Source organism: Cupriavidus gilardii (assembly GCF_013314895.1).
Taxonomy (GTDB): domain Bacteria; phylum Pseudomonadota; class Gammaproteobacteria; order Burkholderiales; family Burkholderiaceae; genus Cupriavidus; species Cupriavidus gilardii_C.
Genome location: NZ_JABTYE010000013.1, coordinates 15884 through 34240 on the forward strand (window position 1 = coordinate 15884; position 18357 = coordinate 34240).

General features: G+C 68.2%; 17 protein-coding genes. 4 read left to right on the plus strand and 13 right to left on the minus strand.

Annotated features, from left to right (window positions below):
• Nucleotides 1-120 precede the first annotated feature (120 nt).
• The 5 genes from ldcA to HTY53_RS14130 form a co-directional block, all read right to left on the minus strand.
• Nucleotides 121-1062 carry a muramoyltetrapeptide carboxypeptidase gene (ldcA, locus tag HTY53_RS14110; protein ID WP_174107241.1) on the minus strand — a complete coding sequence of 314 codons (942 nt, stop codon included), beginning with the start codon at nt 1060-1062 and terminating at the stop codon, nt 121-123.
• A complete protein-coding gene (gene tadA, locus HTY53_RS14115) occupies nt 1059-1760 on the minus strand; it encodes a tRNA adenosine(34) deaminase TadA (protein ID WP_254599956.1) in 702 nt (233 codons plus the stop codon). The genes ldcA and tadA overlap by 4 nt, the downstream gene beginning before the upstream one ends.
• Nucleotides 1761-1875: 115 nt before the next feature.
• The gene (gene queD / locus HTY53_RS14120) at nt 1876-2352 is read right to left on the minus strand and encodes a 6-carboxytetrahydropterin synthase QueD (RefSeq protein ID WP_174107242.1); all 477 of its coding nucleotides are present in this window, start codon (nt 2350-2352) and stop codon (nt 1876-1878) included.
• 43 nt (nt 2353-2395) lie between these two features.
• Nucleotides 2396-3031 carry a 7-carboxy-7-deazaguanine synthase gene (gene queE / locus HTY53_RS14125; RefSeq protein ID WP_174107243.1) on the minus strand — a complete coding sequence of 212 codons (636 nt, stop codon included), beginning with the start codon at nt 3029-3031 and terminating at the stop codon, nt 2396-2398.
• A gap of 112 nt (nt 3032-3143) precedes the next feature.
• Nucleotides 3144-4082: a LysR family transcriptional regulator gene (locus HTY53_RS14130; protein WP_174107244.1), complete on the minus strand. Its 939-nt coding sequence runs from the start codon at nt 4080-4082 to the stop codon at nt 3144-3146.
• 161 nt (nt 4083-4243) lie between these two features.
• Between HTY53_RS14130 and HTY53_RS14135 the strand changes: the two genes are divergently transcribed.
• Together HTY53_RS14135 and HTY53_RS14140 are read left to right on the plus strand one after the other, a co-directional pair.
• The gene (locus HTY53_RS14135) at nt 4244-5449 is read left to right on the plus strand and encodes an MFS transporter (protein ID WP_174107245.1); all 1206 of its coding nucleotides are present in this window, start codon (nt 4244-4246) and stop codon (nt 5447-5449) included.
• Nucleotides 5450-5724: 275 nt separating this feature from the next.
• Nucleotides 5725-6261: a hypothetical protein gene (locus HTY53_RS14140; protein WP_174107246.1), complete on the plus strand. Its 537-nt coding sequence runs from the start codon at nt 5725-5727 to the stop codon at nt 6259-6261.
• A gap of 138 nt (nt 6262-6399) precedes the next feature.
• Here the strand turns inward: HTY53_RS14140 and ctaD are convergent, their stop codons facing one another.
• Complete coding sequence (ctaD, locus tag HTY53_RS14145; protein ID WP_174107247.1) at nt 6400-8037, minus strand: cytochrome c oxidase subunit I; 1638 nt, start codon at nt 8035-8037, stop codon at nt 6400-6402.
• A gap of 165 nt (nt 8038-8202) precedes the next feature.
• Between ctaD and HTY53_RS14150 the strand changes: the two genes are divergently transcribed.
• Nucleotides 8203-8721 (plus strand): DUF2244 domain-containing protein, encoded by a 519-nt coding sequence (locus HTY53_RS14150; protein ID WP_174107248.1) that lies wholly within the window; start codon nt 8203-8205, stop codon nt 8719-8721.
• Between the two features lie 126 nt (nt 8722-8847).
• Here HTY53_RS14150 and HTY53_RS14155 read toward each other — a convergent pair whose 3' ends face one another.
• Both HTY53_RS14155 and HTY53_RS14160 read right to left on the minus strand, forming a co-directional pair.
• Nucleotides 8848-10272, minus strand: coding sequence for an amidohydrolase family protein (locus HTY53_RS14155; protein WP_302480481.1), 1425 nt, complete (start codon nt 10270-10272; stop codon nt 8848-8850).
• A 2-nt stretch (nt 10273-10274) separates the two neighbouring features.
• Nucleotides 10275-11621, minus strand: coding sequence for a nucleobase:cation symporter-2 family protein (locus HTY53_RS14160; protein ID WP_174107249.1), 1347 nt, complete (start codon nt 11619-11621; stop codon nt 10275-10277).
• A 324-nt stretch (nt 11622-11945) separates the two neighbouring features.
• Here HTY53_RS14160 and HTY53_RS14165 point away from each other — a divergent pair, with 324 nt between their 5' ends.
• The gene (locus HTY53_RS14165; protein WP_174107250.1) at nt 11946-12965 is read left to right on the plus strand and encodes an AraC family transcriptional regulator; all 1020 of its coding nucleotides are present in this window, start codon (nt 11946-11948) and stop codon (nt 12963-12965) included.
• A gap of 81 nt (nt 12966-13046) precedes the next feature.
• Here the strand turns inward: HTY53_RS14165 and HTY53_RS14170 are convergent, their stop codons facing one another.
• From HTY53_RS14170 to HTY53_RS14190, 5 genes are all read right to left on the minus strand, one after another.
• A complete protein-coding gene (locus HTY53_RS14170) occupies nt 13047-14120 on the minus strand; it encodes a CobW family GTP-binding protein (protein WP_174107343.1) in 1074 nt (357 codons plus the stop codon).
• Between the two features lie 119 nt (nt 14121-14239).
• Nucleotides 14240-14863 (minus strand): UbiX family flavin prenyltransferase, encoded by a 624-nt coding sequence (locus HTY53_RS14175; RefSeq protein WP_174107251.1) that lies wholly within the window; start codon nt 14861-14863, stop codon nt 14240-14242.
• Complete coding sequence (locus tag HTY53_RS14180; RefSeq protein WP_174107252.1) at nt 14860-16323, minus strand: UbiD family decarboxylase; 1464 nt, start codon at nt 16321-16323, stop codon at nt 14860-14862. Before HTY53_RS14180 ends, HTY53_RS14175 begins: the two co-directional genes overlap by 4 nt.
• A gap of 73 nt (nt 16324-16396) precedes the next feature.
• Entirely contained in the window at nt 16397-17311 is a 915-nt protein-coding gene (locus tag HTY53_RS14185) for an amidohydrolase family protein (protein WP_174107253.1), read from the minus strand.
• Between the two features lie 57 nt (nt 17312-17368).
• Complete coding sequence (locus HTY53_RS14190) at nt 17369-18271, minus strand: amidohydrolase family protein (protein ID WP_174107254.1); 903 nt, start codon at nt 18269-18271, stop codon at nt 17369-17371.
• Nucleotides 18272-18357 lie beyond the last annotated feature (86 nt).

The following is an 18357-nucleotide window of genomic DNA, read 5'->3' on the forward strand; positions in this document are numbered from 1 at the left end:
TTACCTTGGGGAGAATCCGCGAGTTTACCATTCATCGCGGCAACGAGCCTGCAACGAGCGTGCAACAAGCGCGCTCCTCGCGCCGCCATGGCGCCGTGACGGACGGATAACGGACGGCGCTCAGACCGGGGGCGGCAGCCGCGGATGCCCCGACATCGTCAGCGTGAAGCCGTCAGCCGAGGCCCGGACAATGCCCTGCCCGCCCACCGGCAACGTCAGCTTGCGCGTGCAGTGCCCGAACGGCAGCCCGGTCAGGATGGGCACGGGCAGGCGCTCGCGCAGATAGGCCACGACCGCCGGCAGATCGTAGCCGTTGTCGTAATCGCTGACGCGGTAGCTGGAGAAGTCGCCAAGCAGGACCGCGCGCTGGGCGCCCAGCACGCCCGCCTGTTCTAGCTGCAGCAGCATCCGTTCGACGCGGTAAGGCGGCTCGTTGACGTCCTCGAGGAACAGGATGCCGCCGTCGACCTGCGGCAGGTACGGCGTCCCGAGCAGGCTGCACAGCATCGCCAGATTGCCGCCCCACAGCGTGCCCGCCACTTCGCCGGAAAACGGCTGGCCGCCATCCTGCGGCGCCTCGATGTCGACGGTGTAGGTCGATGCGCGCAGCAGGCCCTCGAAATGCCGCCACATGAAAGGGTCGACCGGCTCGGCGCCGAAGTCGGCCAGCAGCATCGGGCCGGCCAGGCTGATGCCGCCGACCCTGGCCAGATAGGCCAGCTGGAACGCCGTGAAATCGCTGTGGCCGACGATCGGCGTGCCCGCGCGGCCAGCCTGCTCGGCGATGCGCTGGAAGTCGATGCGCGGCAGCAGGCGCGCCATGCCATAGCCGCCGCGCACCGCCAGCGTCAGCGCGCCGGGCGCGCCGCTGCCGATGCCATGCAGGTCGGCCAGCCGCTCGTCATCGGTGCCGCCGAAGCGCTGATGGCGGCGCTCCAGCACCTCGGGGTTGGCGACGCGGTAGCCGTGCGCCTGCAGCCAGTCGCAGCCGCGCGTGGCGACGGCCATGTCGTGCGGATAGCCGGAAGGAGCGATCAGGCGGACTTCGATGGGCGCGTTCATGCGTCGGTCTTTCCCTGCGAGTCGGATGACGGTGCGGCGCCGGGCGCGGCACTGGCCTCGGCCCCACGCTCTGTGCCGGGCTCAGTACCGGGCTCAGTGCCGGGCTCAGTACCGGGCTGGCTCCCGGGCCGGCTGCCGGGTTCCCCGCCGAATGGCGCGGCGGCACGGTCCGCCTTCTGCGCGCGTCGACGCGCCCGGAAGAAGTCGCGCAGCAGCTGGCCGCACTCGTCGGCGAGCACGCCGCCGCGGATCGTGGTCTGGTGATTGAGCCGCGCTTCGGCGAACAGGTCCAGCACGCTGCCGGCGGCGCCGGTCTTCGGATCGGTCGCGCCGAATACCACGTGGCGCAACCGCGCGTGCAGCATCGCGCCGCTGCACATCGCGCACGGTTCCAGCGTCACGTACAGCTCGCACTCGGGCATCCGGTAGTTGCCGATCACCTGCGCGGCGGCGCGCAGCGCCTGCATTTCGGCATGCGCCGACGGGTCGCGCGAGCGGATCGGCAGATTGTGGCCGCGCGCGATGATCGTGTCGTTCCAGACCACCACGGCGCCCACCGGCACCTCTCCCGCTGCCTCCGCCAAGCGGGCCTCCTCCAGCGCGGCGCGCATGAAGCGCGCGTCGCGCTCGTCGGCCAGCGGGCCCTCGAAGGGCGGCGTGGCGGCTGCGGTCGGCAATGGCGGCGGCGTATCGGTCATCGGCGCGTCCGTGGCGAACTTGGCGGTGAATTTGGGGTGAATTGGCGGTGAATTTTCGGCGCGTTGGCGGCGAACAGCGGCGACAGACGCCGCGACGCGTTCAGCCGCGACGCGTTCAGTCCTGCGCCGGCGCGACCGCGGGCGCGGTCACTTCAGCCCAGCAGTTCGGCGTTTCGAACAGCACCAGGCGGGTCAGCTGCAGATGATGCCCGAAGCAGTCCTTGAACACCGGCGCCAGCATGTCGAAGGCGATCTGCGCCAGGTTCTCGACCGTGGGGATCGCGTCGAGCACCACCGTCTTGTGCCCATCCATGCCGCGCAGGAATTCCAGCAGCGCGGTGTCGCCGCGATAGATCAGGAAGGCGTGATCCCACTTGTCGACCAGATGCTGGTTGGCCAGCGCCTTGATATCGCTGAAATCCAGGATCATGCCCTCGTCGGCCGCGCCCTCGCGATGCAGGACCTCGCCCGACAGCGTCAGGTCGAGCCGATATCGGTGGCCATGGATATTGCGGCACTGGCCGCCATGGTTGGGGATGCGGTGGCCGGCGTCGAATTCGAGCCGGCGCGTGATCGAGACTTGCTTGTTCATGAAGACCGGTGCCGAGTGCCGTTGGGAGCCGAACGACCGGCTGCTAGCGGATGCCCAGCATCTTGTGGGTTTGCAGCGAAAGGCGCCAGCGCGGATGACGCTGGCAAAAATCGACGGCGAGAGCCGTATTCTCGCGCGCCAGCAGGCCGTCCATCGGCTGCACGAGGAAATAGCGGAAATCCAGCGCCTCGTATGCCGCGAAGTCCTGGCCCGGCTGCGGAATCACGACCTTGAGCTCGTCGCCGCGCGTGACCACCAGTTCGGCGCCCATCTTCGGGCTGACGCAGACCCAGTCGATGCCGTCCGGCACCGCGATCGTGCCGTTGGTCTCGATCGCGATCTCGAAGCCCTGCGCATGCAGCGCGTCGATCAGCGGCGCATCGAGCTGCAGCAGCGGCTCGCCGCCGGTGCAGACCACCAGCGGACGCCCGCCCGTGCCTTGCGGCCATTGCGAGGCGACCTGCGCGGCCAGTTCCTCGGCGTTGCGGTACTTGCCGCCCAGCGTGCCGTCGGTGCCGACGAAATCGGTATCGCAGAAGCGGCAGATCGCCTGCTCGCGGTCCTGCTCGCGGCCGCTCCACAGATTGCAGCCCGCGAAGCGGCAGAACACGGCGGCGCGGCCCGCGTTGGCGCCCTCGCCCTGCAGCGTGTAGAAGATTTCCTTGACGGCGTAAGTCATGCTTGGGGTTGGCTCGACCTGTCGGATCGACCTGGAAGATTGGCGACGGGGTGCTGGCCTCGGACGAGGGATACCCGGGCGCGGGGAAACGCGACAGTATACCAAAGACAGCTCAATGCCGCAGACGCCGCGCAGGTCCGCCCGACGTGGGCCGGTCCGGCGCTTCGCCCTGCATCCGCGCCGCCAGAAAGTCCAGAAAGCAGGCAATCCGCGCCGACAGCTGGGTATTCAGATAGTAGACCGCATGGATGGGCTGGCGCACATCGAGCGTCTCGCGCGGAAACAGCTGCACCAGGTCGCCGCGAGCCCGGTCCTGCGCCGTCATGAAATCGGCCAGGCACACCACGCCCTGCCCTGCAAGCGCCAGCTGGCGCAGCGTCTCGCCGCTGGAAGCGGACACCGCGGGGGTGATTTCGAACTCGTTGCCGGCCTCGTCGCGCAGGGGCCAGCGGTTCAGGCTGTCGGGCTGCGTGAAGCCGAGCAGGCTGTGGCGGGCCAGCTCTCGGACCGAGCGCGGCCGCCCGTGCGCCTTCAGGTAGACCGGGCTCGCCAGCACGCGCAGCCGGCTGTGGCACAGCGGCCGGGCATGCAGCGTCGAATCGCGCAGCGCGCCGATGCGGATCGCGACATCGGTGCGGTGCTCGAGCAGATCGATGATCTGGTCGCTGCTGTGCAGCTCCAACTCGATCTCGGGATAGGCGCGGCGAAAGTCCTCGACCAGCGGTACCACCACATGCAGCATGAACGGCGAAGCGGCGTTGATGCGCAGCTTGCCGGCCGGCTTCTGCCGCCGCAGCGCGATCTGCTCCTCGGCCTGGTCCACCGCGCCTAGGATGGCGCGGGCATGCGCGAGCAGCGCGGCGCCCTCCTCGGTCAGCTCCAGCCGGCGCGTGGTCCGCCGCAGCAGCGCAGTAGCCAGCTTGTCCTCGAGCCGCGCCAGCGCCCGGCTGACGCCGGAAACGGTCTGCCCAAGCTGGTCGGCCGCCGCCGTGATCGAGCCGCTGTCCACAACGGTGACAAAGGCGAGCAGTTCTTCCAGGGTCATCTTCATGGCGCGGTTTCCTGCGCAAGCGGCGGCGGCGCCGGCGCTGATCGGCCCCGCCGGCGTGTCGCGATTGTTGACTGGCAAGCAAATATTTTCTGCATATTAACGGATTAATCGGCAAGCCAGCGAGGGCCACAATGCGTGCCATTCGATATCTGGAGGCCATCATGCCCCTCGCCTTGTTGGCGCTGACAATCAGCGCATTCGCCATCGGCACGACGGAGTTCGTCATCGTCGGCCTGATTCCCACCGTCGCGGCCGATCTGCACGTGTCGCTGCCCTCGGCCGGCCTGCTGGTCAGCCTGTACGCGCTCGGCGTCGCCGTGGGCGCGCCACTGCTGACCGCGCTGACCGGCCGGCTGCCGCGCAAGACCCTGCTGCTGTCGCTGATGGCGCTGTTCACCCTCGGTAATCTGCTGGCCTGGCAGGCGCCGGGCTACGGCTCGCTGGTGCTGGCCCGCGTGCTGACCGGCCTGGCCCACGGCGTGTTCTTTTCGATCGGCTCGACCATCGCCACCGGACTGGTGCCGCGCGAAAAGGCCGCCAGCGCGATCGCCATCATGTTCACCGGGCTGACCGTCGCGCTGGTCACCGGCGTGCCGCTGGGCACCTTCATCGGCCAGCACTTCGGCTGGCGCGAGACTTTCCTGGCCGTTTCCGCGCTGGGCGTGGTCGCCTTCGTCGGCAGCTTGCTGTTCGTGCCGTCCGGCATCCGGCACACGCCGCCCGCCTCGCTGATGCAGCAGGCCCGCGTGCTGGCCGAACCGCGGTTGCTGCTGGTCTACGCCAAGACCGCGATCGGCTATGGCGGCTCCTTCATCCCCTTCACCTTTCTCGCGCCGATCCTGCAGGACGTCTCCGGCTTCGACGCCGGCGCGGTCAGCCTGGTGATGCTCGTGTACGGCCTGTCGGTCGCGGTCGGCAATATCTGGGGCGGCCGCCTGGCCGACCGTCACGGCCCGATCCCGGCGCTCAAGACGATGTTCGTGCTGCTGGCCGCGGTGCTTCTGGTGCTGAACTTCACCGCGCCGCACCGCTGGCTGGTGGTGGCGACGGTGCTGGCCTGGGGCGCGGTCGCCTTCGGCAATGTGCCGGGCCTGCAGGTCTATGTCGTCAAGCAGGCCGAGCGCTTCACGCCGCAGGCGGTCGATGTCGCCTCGGGCCTCAATATCGCCGCGTTCAATCTGGGCATCGCCGGCGCGGCCTGGGCCGGTGGCCTGATCGTGACCCACCTGGGGTTGATGCATACGCCGTGGATCGGTGCCGTGGTGGTGCTCGTCGCGCTGGCATTGACGGCCTGGAGCGGCCGCCTCGATCGCGCTGACGGCGTGGTCCATCGGGGTGGCGGTATCGCGGGCGCGATATCGCACTAAGTCGCGGTGAGTGGCGCCAGGTCGCGGCGAGTCGCGGCGAGTCGCATCGAGAGGCCCTGCGACCCAGCGTGGCGGCACTGCGCGACCCGGCCGCCAGGTGCCGAATCTGCACCGCCTCCCCGCCAATGCTTCCAATGATGCAAACCGGTTCGTGCCCGCCCCCGTGGATGTGATGCATGCCCCTACGGCATGCAAATTGCGTCGCATTGTTCGTCTACGCGCAAAGACAAGACCAAGCCGGGCCTGGCCCGGCATCACACTTCCTGGAGAGACACATGAAAGCAACGACATTGGCAGCGGCAGTCGCCGCCTGCCTGGCGCTGGCCGCCGGCGGCGCGCTCGCCCAAAGTGGCGGCAGCGGTGGCGGAAGTGGCAGCGGCAGCGGTAGTGGCAGCAGCAGCGGCGGCGGCAGCGCGGGCACCGGCACAAGTGCGACCGGCAGCGGCAGTGGCGGCACCGGCACGAGTGCGACCGATAGCGACAGCAAGTCGGACAAGAAGAAGAGCGGCGCAAGCAGCAAGCGCTCGCGTTCGGGCAGCGACAGCAGCACGAGCGGCAGCGGTACCGGTGGCTCGGGCACAAGTGGTACCAGTGGCTCCGGCACCAGCGGTTCCGGCACCGGCACGGGCAGCCCATCCGGTTCGATGGGCTCTGGCACGTCGGGATCGGGTGGCACCGGAACCGGCGGCACCGGAACCGGCGGCACGTCGTCGGGCGGCATGAGCGGCTCGGGCGGCACCAGTGGCGGCTCGGGCGGCGGCACCGGTGGCACGGGCGGCACCGGTGGCACGGGCGGCTCCAGCGGCCGTTGACCTTCAGCAGCGCAAACCGGCCCTGCGCCGGCGGAAACCCGCGCCATCGGCGCGGCCCGCTGGCGCAGGGCCGTCCCATTTGCCGGGCGGACCCCACGCGCTCGGCGTAAGCATCGGCCGCCCGGCGCCGCCCCGCCGCTACCGCAGCGTCGGCGGCACCTCGAAGGTATGGAATGGCGCCGGCGATGGCACCGACCACTCCAGGCCCTGCGCCCCCTCCCAGGGCCGCGCGGCCGCGGGCTCCCCGCCTCGGATCGCCTTCAGCACGATATAGAGGAACAGCAGCTGCGACAGCCCGAAGCCGAACGCGCCGACCGACGAGATGAAATGGAAGTCGGTGAACTGCGGCGCGTAGTCGGCGTAGCGCCGCGGCATGCCGGCCAGGCCCAGGAAGTGCATCGGGAAGAAGGCGACGTTGAACGAGATCATCGACGTCCAGAAGTGCCACTTGCCCAGCCGCTCGTCGTACATGAAGCCGGTCCATTTCGGCAGCCAGTAGTAGACCCCGGCAAACAGCGCGAACAGCGACCCAGCCACCAGCACATAGTGGAAATGCGCGACCACGTAGTAGGTATCGTGGACCTGGATGTCGATCGGCGTGACCGCCAGCATCAAGCCGGTGAAGCCGCCGATCGTGAACACGAAGATGAAGCCGATCGCCCATAGCATCGGCGTCTCGAAGGTCAGGCTGCCCTGCCACATCGTGCCGATCCAGTTGAAGATCTTCACCGCGGTCGGCACCGAGATCAGCATGGTCGCGTACATGAAGAACAGCTGCCCGACCACCGGCATCCCGGTGCTGAACATGTGGTGCGCCCAGACGATCGACGACAGCACTGCGATCGCGCCGGTCGCATAGACCATCGACGCATAGCCGAACAGCGGCTTGCGCGAGAAGGCGGGCACCACCTGCGAGACGATGCCGAACGCGGGCAGGATCATGATGTAGACCTCGGGGTGCCCGAAGAACCAGAAGATGTGCTGGTACAGCACCGGGTCGCCGCCGCCCGCGGCATTGAAGAAGGTGGTGCCGAAATGCCGGTCGGTCAGCACCATCGTGATCGCGCCCGCCAGCACCGGCATCACCTCGATCAGCAGGAAGGCCGTGATCAGCCAGGTCCAGCAGAACATCGGCATCTTCATCATCTGCATGCCCGGCGCGCGCATATTGAGGATGGTGACGATGATATTGATGGCGCCCATGATCGACGAGGCGCCCATCAGATGCAGCGCAAAGATCGCCATGTCCATGCCCGCGCCCATCTGCACCGACAGCGGCGCGTACAGCGTCCAGCCGGCCGCGGTGGCGCCGCCCTCGACGAAGAAGGACCCCGCCAGCAGCAGCCCGGCTGGCGGCAGCAGCCAGAAGCTGAAGTTGTTCATCCGCGCGAAGGCCATGTCGGACGCGCCGATCATCAGTGGAATCATCCAGTTCGCCAGCCCGACGAAGGCCGGCATGATCGCGCCGAACACCATGATCAGTCCGTGCAGCGTCACCATCTGGTTGAACAGCTCGGGCCGGAAGAACTGCAGGCCCGGCATGAACAGCTCGAGCCGGATGCCAAGGGCCAGGATGCCGCCGGCCAGCAGCATCGTGAAGCTGAACCACAGATACAGCGTGCCGATGTCCTTGTGGTTGGTGGCGAACACCCAGCGCCGCCATCCCGCCGGATGATGCGGATGCGCGTCGTGGTCGGCAGCGGAAGGCTCGGCAGCGGGATGGTCGGCAGCGATGCCGCCGGGCGAGACAGTGGCGGCGTCTTGCGTGCTGTTCATGGTCGGCTCCCTCGACACGGGCTGGCGATGGCAGGAACCGGCAAGCAAGCAATCGATATGCCATTGGTCGGCGCGCCCACTCGCACCCCGCCTCTGCGGCATTGGCACGCGCCTTGCGCCGGGGCCCGCAGCAACGCATTGGCGAACGCCCCTTGGAGAACGCGCATGCGAGTCTGGCTGATCAAGAAGAACTGCTCGCTGACACCGGCGCAAACGGTGTTCGGCTTCGCCGCCGCCAGCATCGTGATCGTGGCGATCGGGCTCGCCTTCACGGTCATGGGTCACTGGCCGGTACTGCTGTTCGCCTTCGTCGAGGTGGCGCTGCTGGCCGCGCTGCTGCTGCGATACTGCCGCCACGCGACCGATCACGAACGTCTGTCGCTCGCGCACGACGTGCTGTGTGTCGAGATCACCGTTTGCGAAGCGACCATGCGCCGGAATCTGGTCGCTTCGCTGGTGCGCTTCGAGGTCGACGGCCCTACGCCCGGCATCGTGCTGCGCTACGGCAACGAGACGCTGGTGGTCGGTCGCATGCTGTGCCCGCCCGCGCGGCGGCGCCTGGCGGAAGCGCTGCGGCAGTGCTGCCGTCATCCGCTGACACCGGACGACGAGCGGGCCGCCGTGCCGGCGATCGAAGTCGTCAGCAACGTGCCGGCGTCCGGCGCGGCACGCCTGGACCGCTGACGCGACACCGCGTTGACGCCCCGCCAAGCGTGCGGCATTCCGGTAAAGACTACAGTTCGCGCGCACCGGATTTACCAGACTGAGCCGCGTGCCGACCGGCTTCCGGCCTCCGCGTCCGTGCCTGGCTCACGCGGCCAGCCGTTGCAGGGCCCGCATCGCATCGCCTGCCTCGCGGCGCAGTCCCTCCAGATCCAGCCCGACGATCGCTCCGTCGCGCACCGCATGGCGGCCCTGCACGAACACATGGCGCACCGGCGTCGGTTCGCCCGCCGCCACCGGCGCCGCCGCCACGTCGTGAAAGCCGTGAAACCGCAGGCCGCTGACGTCGTAGATTGCCAGGTCGGCCGACTGCCCGGGCGCCAGCGTGCCGATCCGCGGCAGGCCCAACACGGCGGCGCCTCCTGCCGTGCCCCAATGGATCACCTCTTCCACCGTGGTCTGCGCGGCACCGCCGACCGCGCGATGCACCAGCCAGGCGAAATTGGCCTCGTTGACCATGCTGCCCGATTCATTGGAGGCGACGCCGTCCACGCCAAGCGAAATACGCACGCCGGCGTCGGCCAGCGCGCGCACCGGCGCCACGCCGCTGCCCAGCCGCGCGTTGCTGACCGGACAATGCGCCATGCCGGTATCGGTGGCCGCCAGCATGCGGATCTCGTCGGGCGACAAGGTCACCAGGTGCGCGAACCAGACGTCCGGACCGAGCCAGCCATGCTCGCCGACGAACTCCACCGGCGTGCAGCGATATTTCTCCCGGCAAAAGCGCACATAGTTGTCGGTCTCCGACAGATGCGTGTGCAGGCGCAGCCCAAGCCGCCTCCCCACGTCGCCCAACTCGCGCAGCATGGCCGGCGGCAGCGAGAACGTCGGCGTGGTCGGCGCCACCGCGACGCGCCGCATCGCATCGCCGGCCGGATCGTGATAACGCGCCGTCAGCCGTTCGATATCGGCCACCATCTCGTCGAGCGTCTCGGGCACCAGCGCGGTCTTCGACATGCCGGGATGGTCGGCCGCCGACTGGATGGCGCCGCCGCGGCACAGCACCAGCCGCATCCCCATCTCTTGCGCCACCTCGAACAGCAGGTCGCCGGTCTCGGCGCCGTGGCCGTGGTGGTACAGGTAATGATGATCGGCGCAGGTCGTGGTGCCCGACAGCAGCAGCTCGGCCATGCCGAGCCGCACCGCGGCCCGCAGCACCTCGGGCGTGAACGCCGCCAGGCGCGGATACGGCACCGCCGCCAGCCAGGCCTGCAGATCGGCGTTGATGCCGGCGGGCACGGCCTTGAGCAGGTTCTGGAACAGATGGTGATGCGTGTTGATCCAGCCCGGATACACCACGCAGCCCGGGACGTCGATGACCCGCTCGTCGGGCAGCGGCGCCAGTGCGGGCCCGATCTCGGCGATGCGGCCGTCGCGGATGCGGATATCGGCCGCGCCGGCGCGCGCCGCCGGGCCGGCCAGGCCCGTCATCACCGCAGCGGCGCCGCGGATCAGCAGGTTCTCGCGCAGGGTCTCGCGCTGTTTTTCGTTCAGGCATTGGACTTCAGTCAAGATCAGATCTCCGGGGCATGTTCGCCGGCATGGGCCAGCGGTGCATCGCGGCGCGGCACGCCGTTGAGCAGCAGGTTCAGGAAGACGGACACCACGCAGGCGATGATCACGCTGCTGTGCACGAACGGCTGCAGCGCTTCGGGCAGCTTCTCCAGCACCGACGGCATGATCACCGGCATCAGCGCGCAGGCCAGCGTGATGGCGACGATGGTCAGATTCGAGCGGTTGTGTTCGTAGTCGACCTGGCCCAGCGTCTTGATGCCCGCCGCGCCGACCACGCCGAACATCACCAGCGCGGCGCCGCCCAGCGCGGCGGCCGGGATCGATGCAAACAGCGCGCCGATCTTCGGTACCAGCGCGACGGCGCACAGCATCACGCCGCAGGTCGCCACCACCCAGCGGCTGCGCACGCCGGTCACGATCACCAGCCCCACGTTCTCCATGAAGGCGATATACGGAAAGGCCGCGAACATGCCGCCGATCGCGCTGGCCAGGCCGTTGGCGCGCAGGCCGTTGGTCGCCTCGCGTTCGCTGACGGGGCGCTTGACCAGATCGCCGATCGCGATGAACAGCCCCATCGACTCGACCATCTGCACCAGCATCACGATCGTCATCGTGACGATCGCGCCGATATCGAACACCGGCAGGCCGAAGGCGAACGGCTGCACCATCGTGAACCAGGGAGCCCGCTTGACCTCGGTGAAGTCGCCCATGCCAAGCGCGGTCGCGACCGCTGCGCCCGCCAGCAAGCCGATCAGCACCGACAGGTTGCGCAGGAACTCGCTGCCGTAGCGATTGATCGCCAGAATCAGCGCGACCACGCCGATCGCCACCGCGAAGAACACCGGCGCCCCGAACTGCGGCGCACCGCGCCCGCCGCCCAGCCATTGATAGGCGACCGGGAACAGCGACAGGCCGATCGCGGTGACGATGCACCCGGTCACCACCGGCGGGAAGAACTGCCGCAGCCGCCCGATCACCGGCGCCAGCAGCAGCGTGATCACGCCCGCGCCGATGATGGCCCCGCAGACGCCCTGGAAGCCCAGCGACGGATCGGTGCCGATCGCGATCACGGGCCCGACCGAGCTGAAGGCGACGCCCTGCATGATCGGCAGCCGCACGCCGAACTTCCAGATGCCGACCGTCTGCAGCAGCGTGGCGATGCCCGAGGTGAACAGCGCGGTGCTGATCAACAGCGTGGTCTGTGCCGGCGTCATCTTGAGCGCGGCGGCGACGATCATCGGCACCGTGATCGCGCCCAGATAGCTGACCAGCATGTGCTGGAAGCCCAGCGTGAGCATGGCGCGCGGCGGCAGCACCGCGTCGACCGGGTGTAGGGGCGAAGCCATCGTCGTCTCCTTGGTGGTGGCTGAAGGGCGCTCGAAGCGGCGCCTGCAGCCACAGTAGCGGCCGCACGTGCGCGGTCATAGCGCAATTGCGAAGGCGATAGGCGCAAAGCGCAGCGATGTGAGGCGCGCCGAGCGACCGTCGTGCGACGGTCGTGCGACGGTCGTGCGTCGGTCGTGCGTCCGGTCGTGCCAAGGTCCGCGATGGCGAGGCGATGCCGCGGCGCTGCGGGTTTGTCCCGGCTTTGCCGCCGGCAATGACGGCCCTTACGATAGCGCGCACCGCCGCTCCAGGTGCCTGCCATCGCATCCCCGATCCGCGCTTCCATGCAGCCGCCTTCCGACGTTTCCACGCCCGCCCTCGGCGCCGTCCATCGATACCGTGCCAGCGAATTGCCGCATGTGGAGGCGCTGTGCGCGCGCTTGTTCGGACCCACGCGATTGCGGCCGCTCGACGCCGAGGCGCCGCTGCATGTCGAGGTAGAGCAATGCCATATCGGGCAGTTGTCGCTGATCGAAGTCCGCTACAGCACGGCGATGGAAATCGAGCCGCAGCCCGGCAAGGACGAATACGTGATTCAGACCACGCTGGCCGGCCATTGCGAAGCGCTGACCGACGGCGAGTCGCAGCATTTCCCGCACGGCAGCACGCTGGTCGCCTCGCCGACGCTGCGCACGCGGCTGCTGCTCGACGGGGATTGCGAACGCTTCTGCGTAGTGCTGCGCCGGCGCGCGATCGAGCACGCGTTTCGCGAGCATTTCGGCTTCGAACCGCCTGCGCCGATCGCCTTCACGCCGCGGCTGGCGAGCGATGATGGGCTCAATGGGCTGGCCGAGCGCTGGCACGCGCTGGTGGGCTATCTGCGCGCGGAGATGCGCACGCGCCGGGCCGGCGCCGCCAATCCGACCATCGACGCCAGCATCGAGCATATGGTGGTGTCGACGCTGCTGTTCGACCAGTTCTCCGGCGACGGCGCCACGCTGCCGCGGCGCTTTCAGCCGACGCTGCCTGCCTATGTCCGGCGCGCGATCCAGTATCTGCGCCGCAATCTCGATCGCCCGATCACGATGCGCGAACTCGCCGACCACTGTGGCGTGTCGGAACGCTCGCTGCAGGTCGGCTTCCGGCGCAGCAAGAACGCCACGCCGATGGAATATCTGCGGCTGCTGCGCCTGCAGGGCGCGCGCGACGGCCTGCTGCGGGCACCGCGGCAGCCCGGCGCCGTGACCGCAATCGCGCTGCGGCACGGCTTCTCGCATCTGAGCATGTTCTCGCGCGAATACCGGCGCGAATTCGGCGAGCTGCCGTCCGAGACCTTGCGCCGGGCGCTGCGGCGCGAAGCATAGCGGCAGACACCGATCGAACCGCACCGCGACGGCCGGCGCTTTTCCCCGGCCGCCACGGCGCCGGTCCGCTACGCCATCGCGTCAGCGTGCCAGGCAGATTCCCAGCATCGTCTGCAGGCGGGCGCGGTCCAGGTTGCGGCCGATAAAGACCAGCTTGCTGTCGCGCGGCGCGTCCATCCACGGCTCGCCCGCATGCAGATCGAGCTGCCGGTGCACGGCCTGCAGGATATGGCGGCGCTCGCTGCCGGCAACCGCGACGATGCCCTTGATGCGGAACAGATCGTCGCCCTGCGCCGCCAGTAGCGCGCGCACCGCGCTGGCCAGACGGTCTCCGTCGAACGGCCGGTCGAACACCAGCGAGACCGAGGTGACCGAGGGATCGTGCCGGTGCGCGTGCGCGTGCTCGTGCTCGTGCTCGTGGTCATGGCCGCAGTGCTCGTCGCAGACATGGTCCCCGTCATGATCGTGACCGTGACCGTGATCGGGACCGTGGCCGTGCTCCTTCTCGCTGTCGTCCAGCACCGCCAGCCCCGGTGTAAACCCGCCGATGCCGAGGATCTGCCGCAGATCCACGCGCGCATAGTTCGAGCGCAGGATCTGCGCGCCCTCGTTGAGCCGCCGCAGGCGCGCCTCCAGCGCATCGACCGCCGCCGGCTCGGCCAGGTCGGTCTTGTTGATCACGATGCGGTCCGCCGCGACGATCTGATCGACCGCCTGATTGTCGAAGCCGCGCAGACGCGGGTCGTCGAGATGGCTTTCGATATGCAGCGCATCGACCAGCGTCACCACGCCGTCGAGCGCCACCTCGCGCGCGACCTCGTGGTCCATGAAGAAGGTCGCCGCGACCGGCGTCGGGTCGGCCAGGCCGCTGGTCTCGACGATGATGTGGTCGAAGCGTTCGGGCTGCGCCAGCAGCTTCTGCAGGATGCGGACCAGATCGGTGCGCACGTCGACCACGCAGCAGATGCAGCCGTTGGTCATCTGGTAGATCTCCTCGTCGGAACTGAGCACCAGATCCGAATCGACATCAACCTCGCCGAACTCGTTCTCGATCACCGCAATGCGATGGCCATGGCGTTCGGTCAGGATGTGGTTCAGCAGCGTGGTCTTCCCCGCGCCGAGAAAGCCGGTCAGGATTGTCACCGGAACCGGCACGGCAGCGCGCTCGGCAGGATGTGCGGCGGCTTGCTCGACGGTGGCCGGGCGCACCGCTTCGGGTGCAAGGGATGTCAGGGACGTCAGGGACCTCAGGGACGTCAGGGACGTAAGGGCATTCATCGTGTCTCCTCCTCCGCCATGGCCGTCGGCATCGCATCGGCGGGCGCGGGACGCATCCCCTGCCAACGCGCAACCAGACCGGCATGGTCGATATCGAACAGGTCGAGCGTGCGCCCGACGGTATGGTTGACCAGATCGTCGATGGTGCCGGGCCGGTGGTAGAACGCCGGCACCGGCGGCAGCACGATCGCGCCCATCTCGGTCACCGCGGTCAGATTGCGCAGATGCCCCAGATGCAGCGGCGTCTCGCGCGGCAGCAGCACCAGCCGGCGCCTTTCCTTCAGCATCACGTCGGCGGCGCGCGTGACCAGGTTGTCGGCGAGGCCATGCGCGATTGCCGCCAGCGTGCGCATCGAGCACGGCGCCACCACCATGCCGGCGCAGCGGTAGGAGCCGCTGGCGATGGTGGCGCCGATATCGCGGACGTTGTGCGCGACGTCGGCCAGCGCCTCGACCTCGGCGCGGCGCAGACCGAGCTCGTGCTGGATCGTCAGCCAGCCCGAGGGCGTCACGACCAGATCGGTGCGCCAGTCCGGCTGCTGCGCCAGCCACTGCAGCAGACGCACGCCGTAGATCGCGCCGCTGGCACCGGTGATGGCGACGACGAGGCGCCGGCTCATCGCGGCCCCGCTCCGGCGCCGGCCAGCAGACGGGCCGCACGCGCCATCGCATCGTCGCCGATGCGCGCGCGGATGCCGTCGAACTGCGGGCCGCGCGTCGCATCCAGCCCCATGCGCGAGGTGGTGCCCGCTCCAGACGCGGAAGGATCGAGGGCGCTGCCCGGCAGGCCGTCGACGACGACCACGTCCAGATGCGGCTGCAGATGCGTGGCGACGGCCCACAGCACCTCCTCGTCGCGCGTGATATCGACATCCTCGTCGACGGCGATCACCGTCTTCAGGTACGGATCCCAGCCGAGCAACCCCAGCATGACCTGGCGCGCCTCCCCCGCGCGCATCGGCTTGAGCGCGACATAGGCGTGAAAATGCGTGCCCGAGCTCGGGTAGTGCACCGCGGTGACGCTGGGAAAACGCTCCTTCAGCTTCTCGACCATCTCGGACTCGCGCGGAATCCGCCCGAGATTCAGATGCTCGGCCGAATTGCCGCCGACCACGTCGATCAGCATCGCGTCGCGCCGGCGCAGGATCGTCTCGACGCGCAGCAGGTTGTTGGTAGAACGATCCGACGAATAGCCGGTGAATTCGCCGAACGGCCCCTCGTCGACGCGCGCCTCGGGATCGATCACGCCTTCCAGCACGATCTCGGCGCTGGCGGGCACCGCGATGCCATGGCGCGGCGTGCGCACGACCTCCAGCGGCGCGCCGAACAGGCCGCCCGCGACGTGGCGCTCATCGACGCCGTACGGCAGGCGCGCCGCACCGGCCAGCATGAACAGCGGATGCGCGCCGATCACCATCGCCACCGGCAACGGCTTGCCGCTGGCGGCGGCCTGCTGCTGCATGCGCCAAAGGTGCCCGCGCGAATGCAGGCTGGTGGCGATGCCGTTCGGCGAATGCACCATCGAGCGGTGATAGCTGGCGTTGCCGATGCCGGTCTCGGGGTCCTGCGCGATCAGGATCGCGTTGGTGATATAGGGTCCGCGGTCGGTGGCGAAATGCCGGATGGCCGGGATCGTGCGCAGGTCGATGCCGTCGGTCTGCACAACGTCCAGCACCGGCCCGCTGTCCACCTCGCGCGGCGGCACGAGACGCCGGCTGCGCGCCTGGTATTCGGCATGGATGCCGTCGGCGCCGACACCGAGCAGCCGGCCGACGCGCTCGCGCGAAGCGAACACATTGGTCACCAGCGGCGCCTCCAGTCCCTGCACGCGCTCGAACACCAGCATCGGATGGCGTCCCTGAGCGGCCAGCTGCCAGACCACGGCGGTCGCATCCTGATCCGCGCCGATCTCGTCGCGGACCACCAGCACATCGTCGGGATGCGCGTCGCGATAGGCCGCGAGAAAGTCGCGAAAGTCCTGCGAGGACGAATAGCGCCCCGAATAGCGCCCCGAATAGCGCCCCGAATTGGGCCCCGAATTGGGCCCGGAATCGATTCCCGGATTGAGCCGCGATGTCATCGATCTCTCCTTGTCACGCCGGCCGGGCGGCGCACGCAGGCGCTGCCCGGCCCGGCCGCATGGCGCGGCCCGTTCAGCGAAGGCCGGCGTAGGTGTCGGTCAGCCGGGCCTGCGCCTCCTCCATCGTGCGCGGCGGCGGCGTGGTCTCCAGACCGATCAGGCGGGCGATGTTGTTGCCCATGTAGTCCTCCAGCCCGTCCTCGTCCAGATCCATGCCCTGCGGCGCGGGGCCGCACAGCATCTCCAGTTCGCGCAGCCACATGCCGGGCTCGTTCGGCGGCGTGTCGGTGCCGAACACGATCTTGTTGCGCGGCAATTGGCGGGCGAATTCGACGATGCGCGACTGGAAGCACCAGCCCGACTCGCAATAGACGTTCGGCGTGTCCATCGCCATCCAGAACGCCTCGAACGAATAATTGCCGCCGGTCTGAATGCCGAAATGGCCGATGATGAAATTGACCATCGGAAATTCGCGGATGATCGGATAGAACATCGTCGGAATCGTGTACGGCCCGTCGCCGGTATGGATCAGCACCACGACGTTGTACTTGGCACACATCTTCAATGCGGGCCGCAGCCAATCGAGGGCACGGTCGGGACGATAGCCGTGCATGTTGGCATGCAGCTTCATCATCTTGAAGCCGTACTCCTTGACGTGGTATTCGAGCTCCAGCGCACCCTCTTCCGGGCCCCAGCGCGGATTGAACGTGAAATTGCCGATAAAGCGATCGGGATATTTCCGGCACAGCTCGGCCACATAGGCCATGTAGTCGCGCACGCCTTCGCGGCCGCGGCGATTGCCGTCGCGATAGCCCGTATTGCCCGGCGGCGGCTGGATAAAACCCATGTCGATGCGGCGCGGCTTCCCGTTGATGATGTAGGGACCGTCCATCATCTTGAGCAGGCGCTCGCCGGTAAACGGTTCGCCGGTATGGCGCCAGGCCTCGTCGACCAGGTTGGTGGGATGCAGATGGGTGTCGATGATCATTGCAATGGCTCCGTGCGGGGCTGCGTTATCTGGGAACGAAAACGATCGGGGCGGACATCAGGCGGCGAGCCTGGCGCGGGCCTCTTCGATCGTGCGCGGCACCGGCGTCGGTTCGAGCCCGATCATCCGCGCGACGTTGTTGCCGAGGTAGTCCTCGAGCGTGTCTTCGTCCAGATTGAGCCCCTGCGGCGGCTCGAAACACAGCACCTCGAGCAAACGCAGCCACATGCCCGGCTCGTTCGGCGGCGTATCGGAGCCGAACAGGATCTTGTGTTTGGGCAGCACCTTGGCGAATTCGACGATGCGCGATTGCAGGCACCAGCCCGATTCGCAATAGACGTTCGGCATGTCCATCGCCATCTGGAACGGCTCGAAGCAATAGACGCCGCCGGTCTGCACGCCGAAGTGGGCCATGATGAAATTGACCGTCGGAAATTCCTTGATCATCGGCACCCATTCGGTCGGAATGCTGTAGGGGCCGTCACCGGTATGCAGCTTGACCAGCACGCCGAGTTCGGCGCATTTCTGCAGCGCCGGACGCAGCCAGTCCAGCGCGCGGTCGGGCCGATAGGCGTGCATGTTGGCCTGGAACTGGACCATCTTGAAGCCCAGCTTGCGCACGTAGTGATCGATGGCATTGACACCGTTCTCGACGCCGCAGCGCGGGTTGTAGACGAAGCAGCCGATGAAGCGGTCGGGATATTTGCGCACCATCTCGACCGTGTAGGCCATATAGGCGTCGATCGATTCGCTGCCCGACTTGCTGCCGTCGGTCCAGGTGTAGATGGTGTTGCCTTGCGGCGGCTGGATAAAGGCGCGATCGATGCGGCGCGGCTTGCCATTGATCAGGAATGGGCCATCCATCATCTGGATCAGGCGCTCGCCGGTGAAGGGCTCGCCATCGTGCCGCCATGCCAGATCGACCAGGTTGGTCGGATAGCAACTGGTGTCGATGATCATGCGGGTGTCTCCTCGCAATGCTGCAGGTTGAAGGCATGCGGGACCGGGCCTGTCGTTGCGGGACTGGCCGGGCGCGCGTTGCGTTC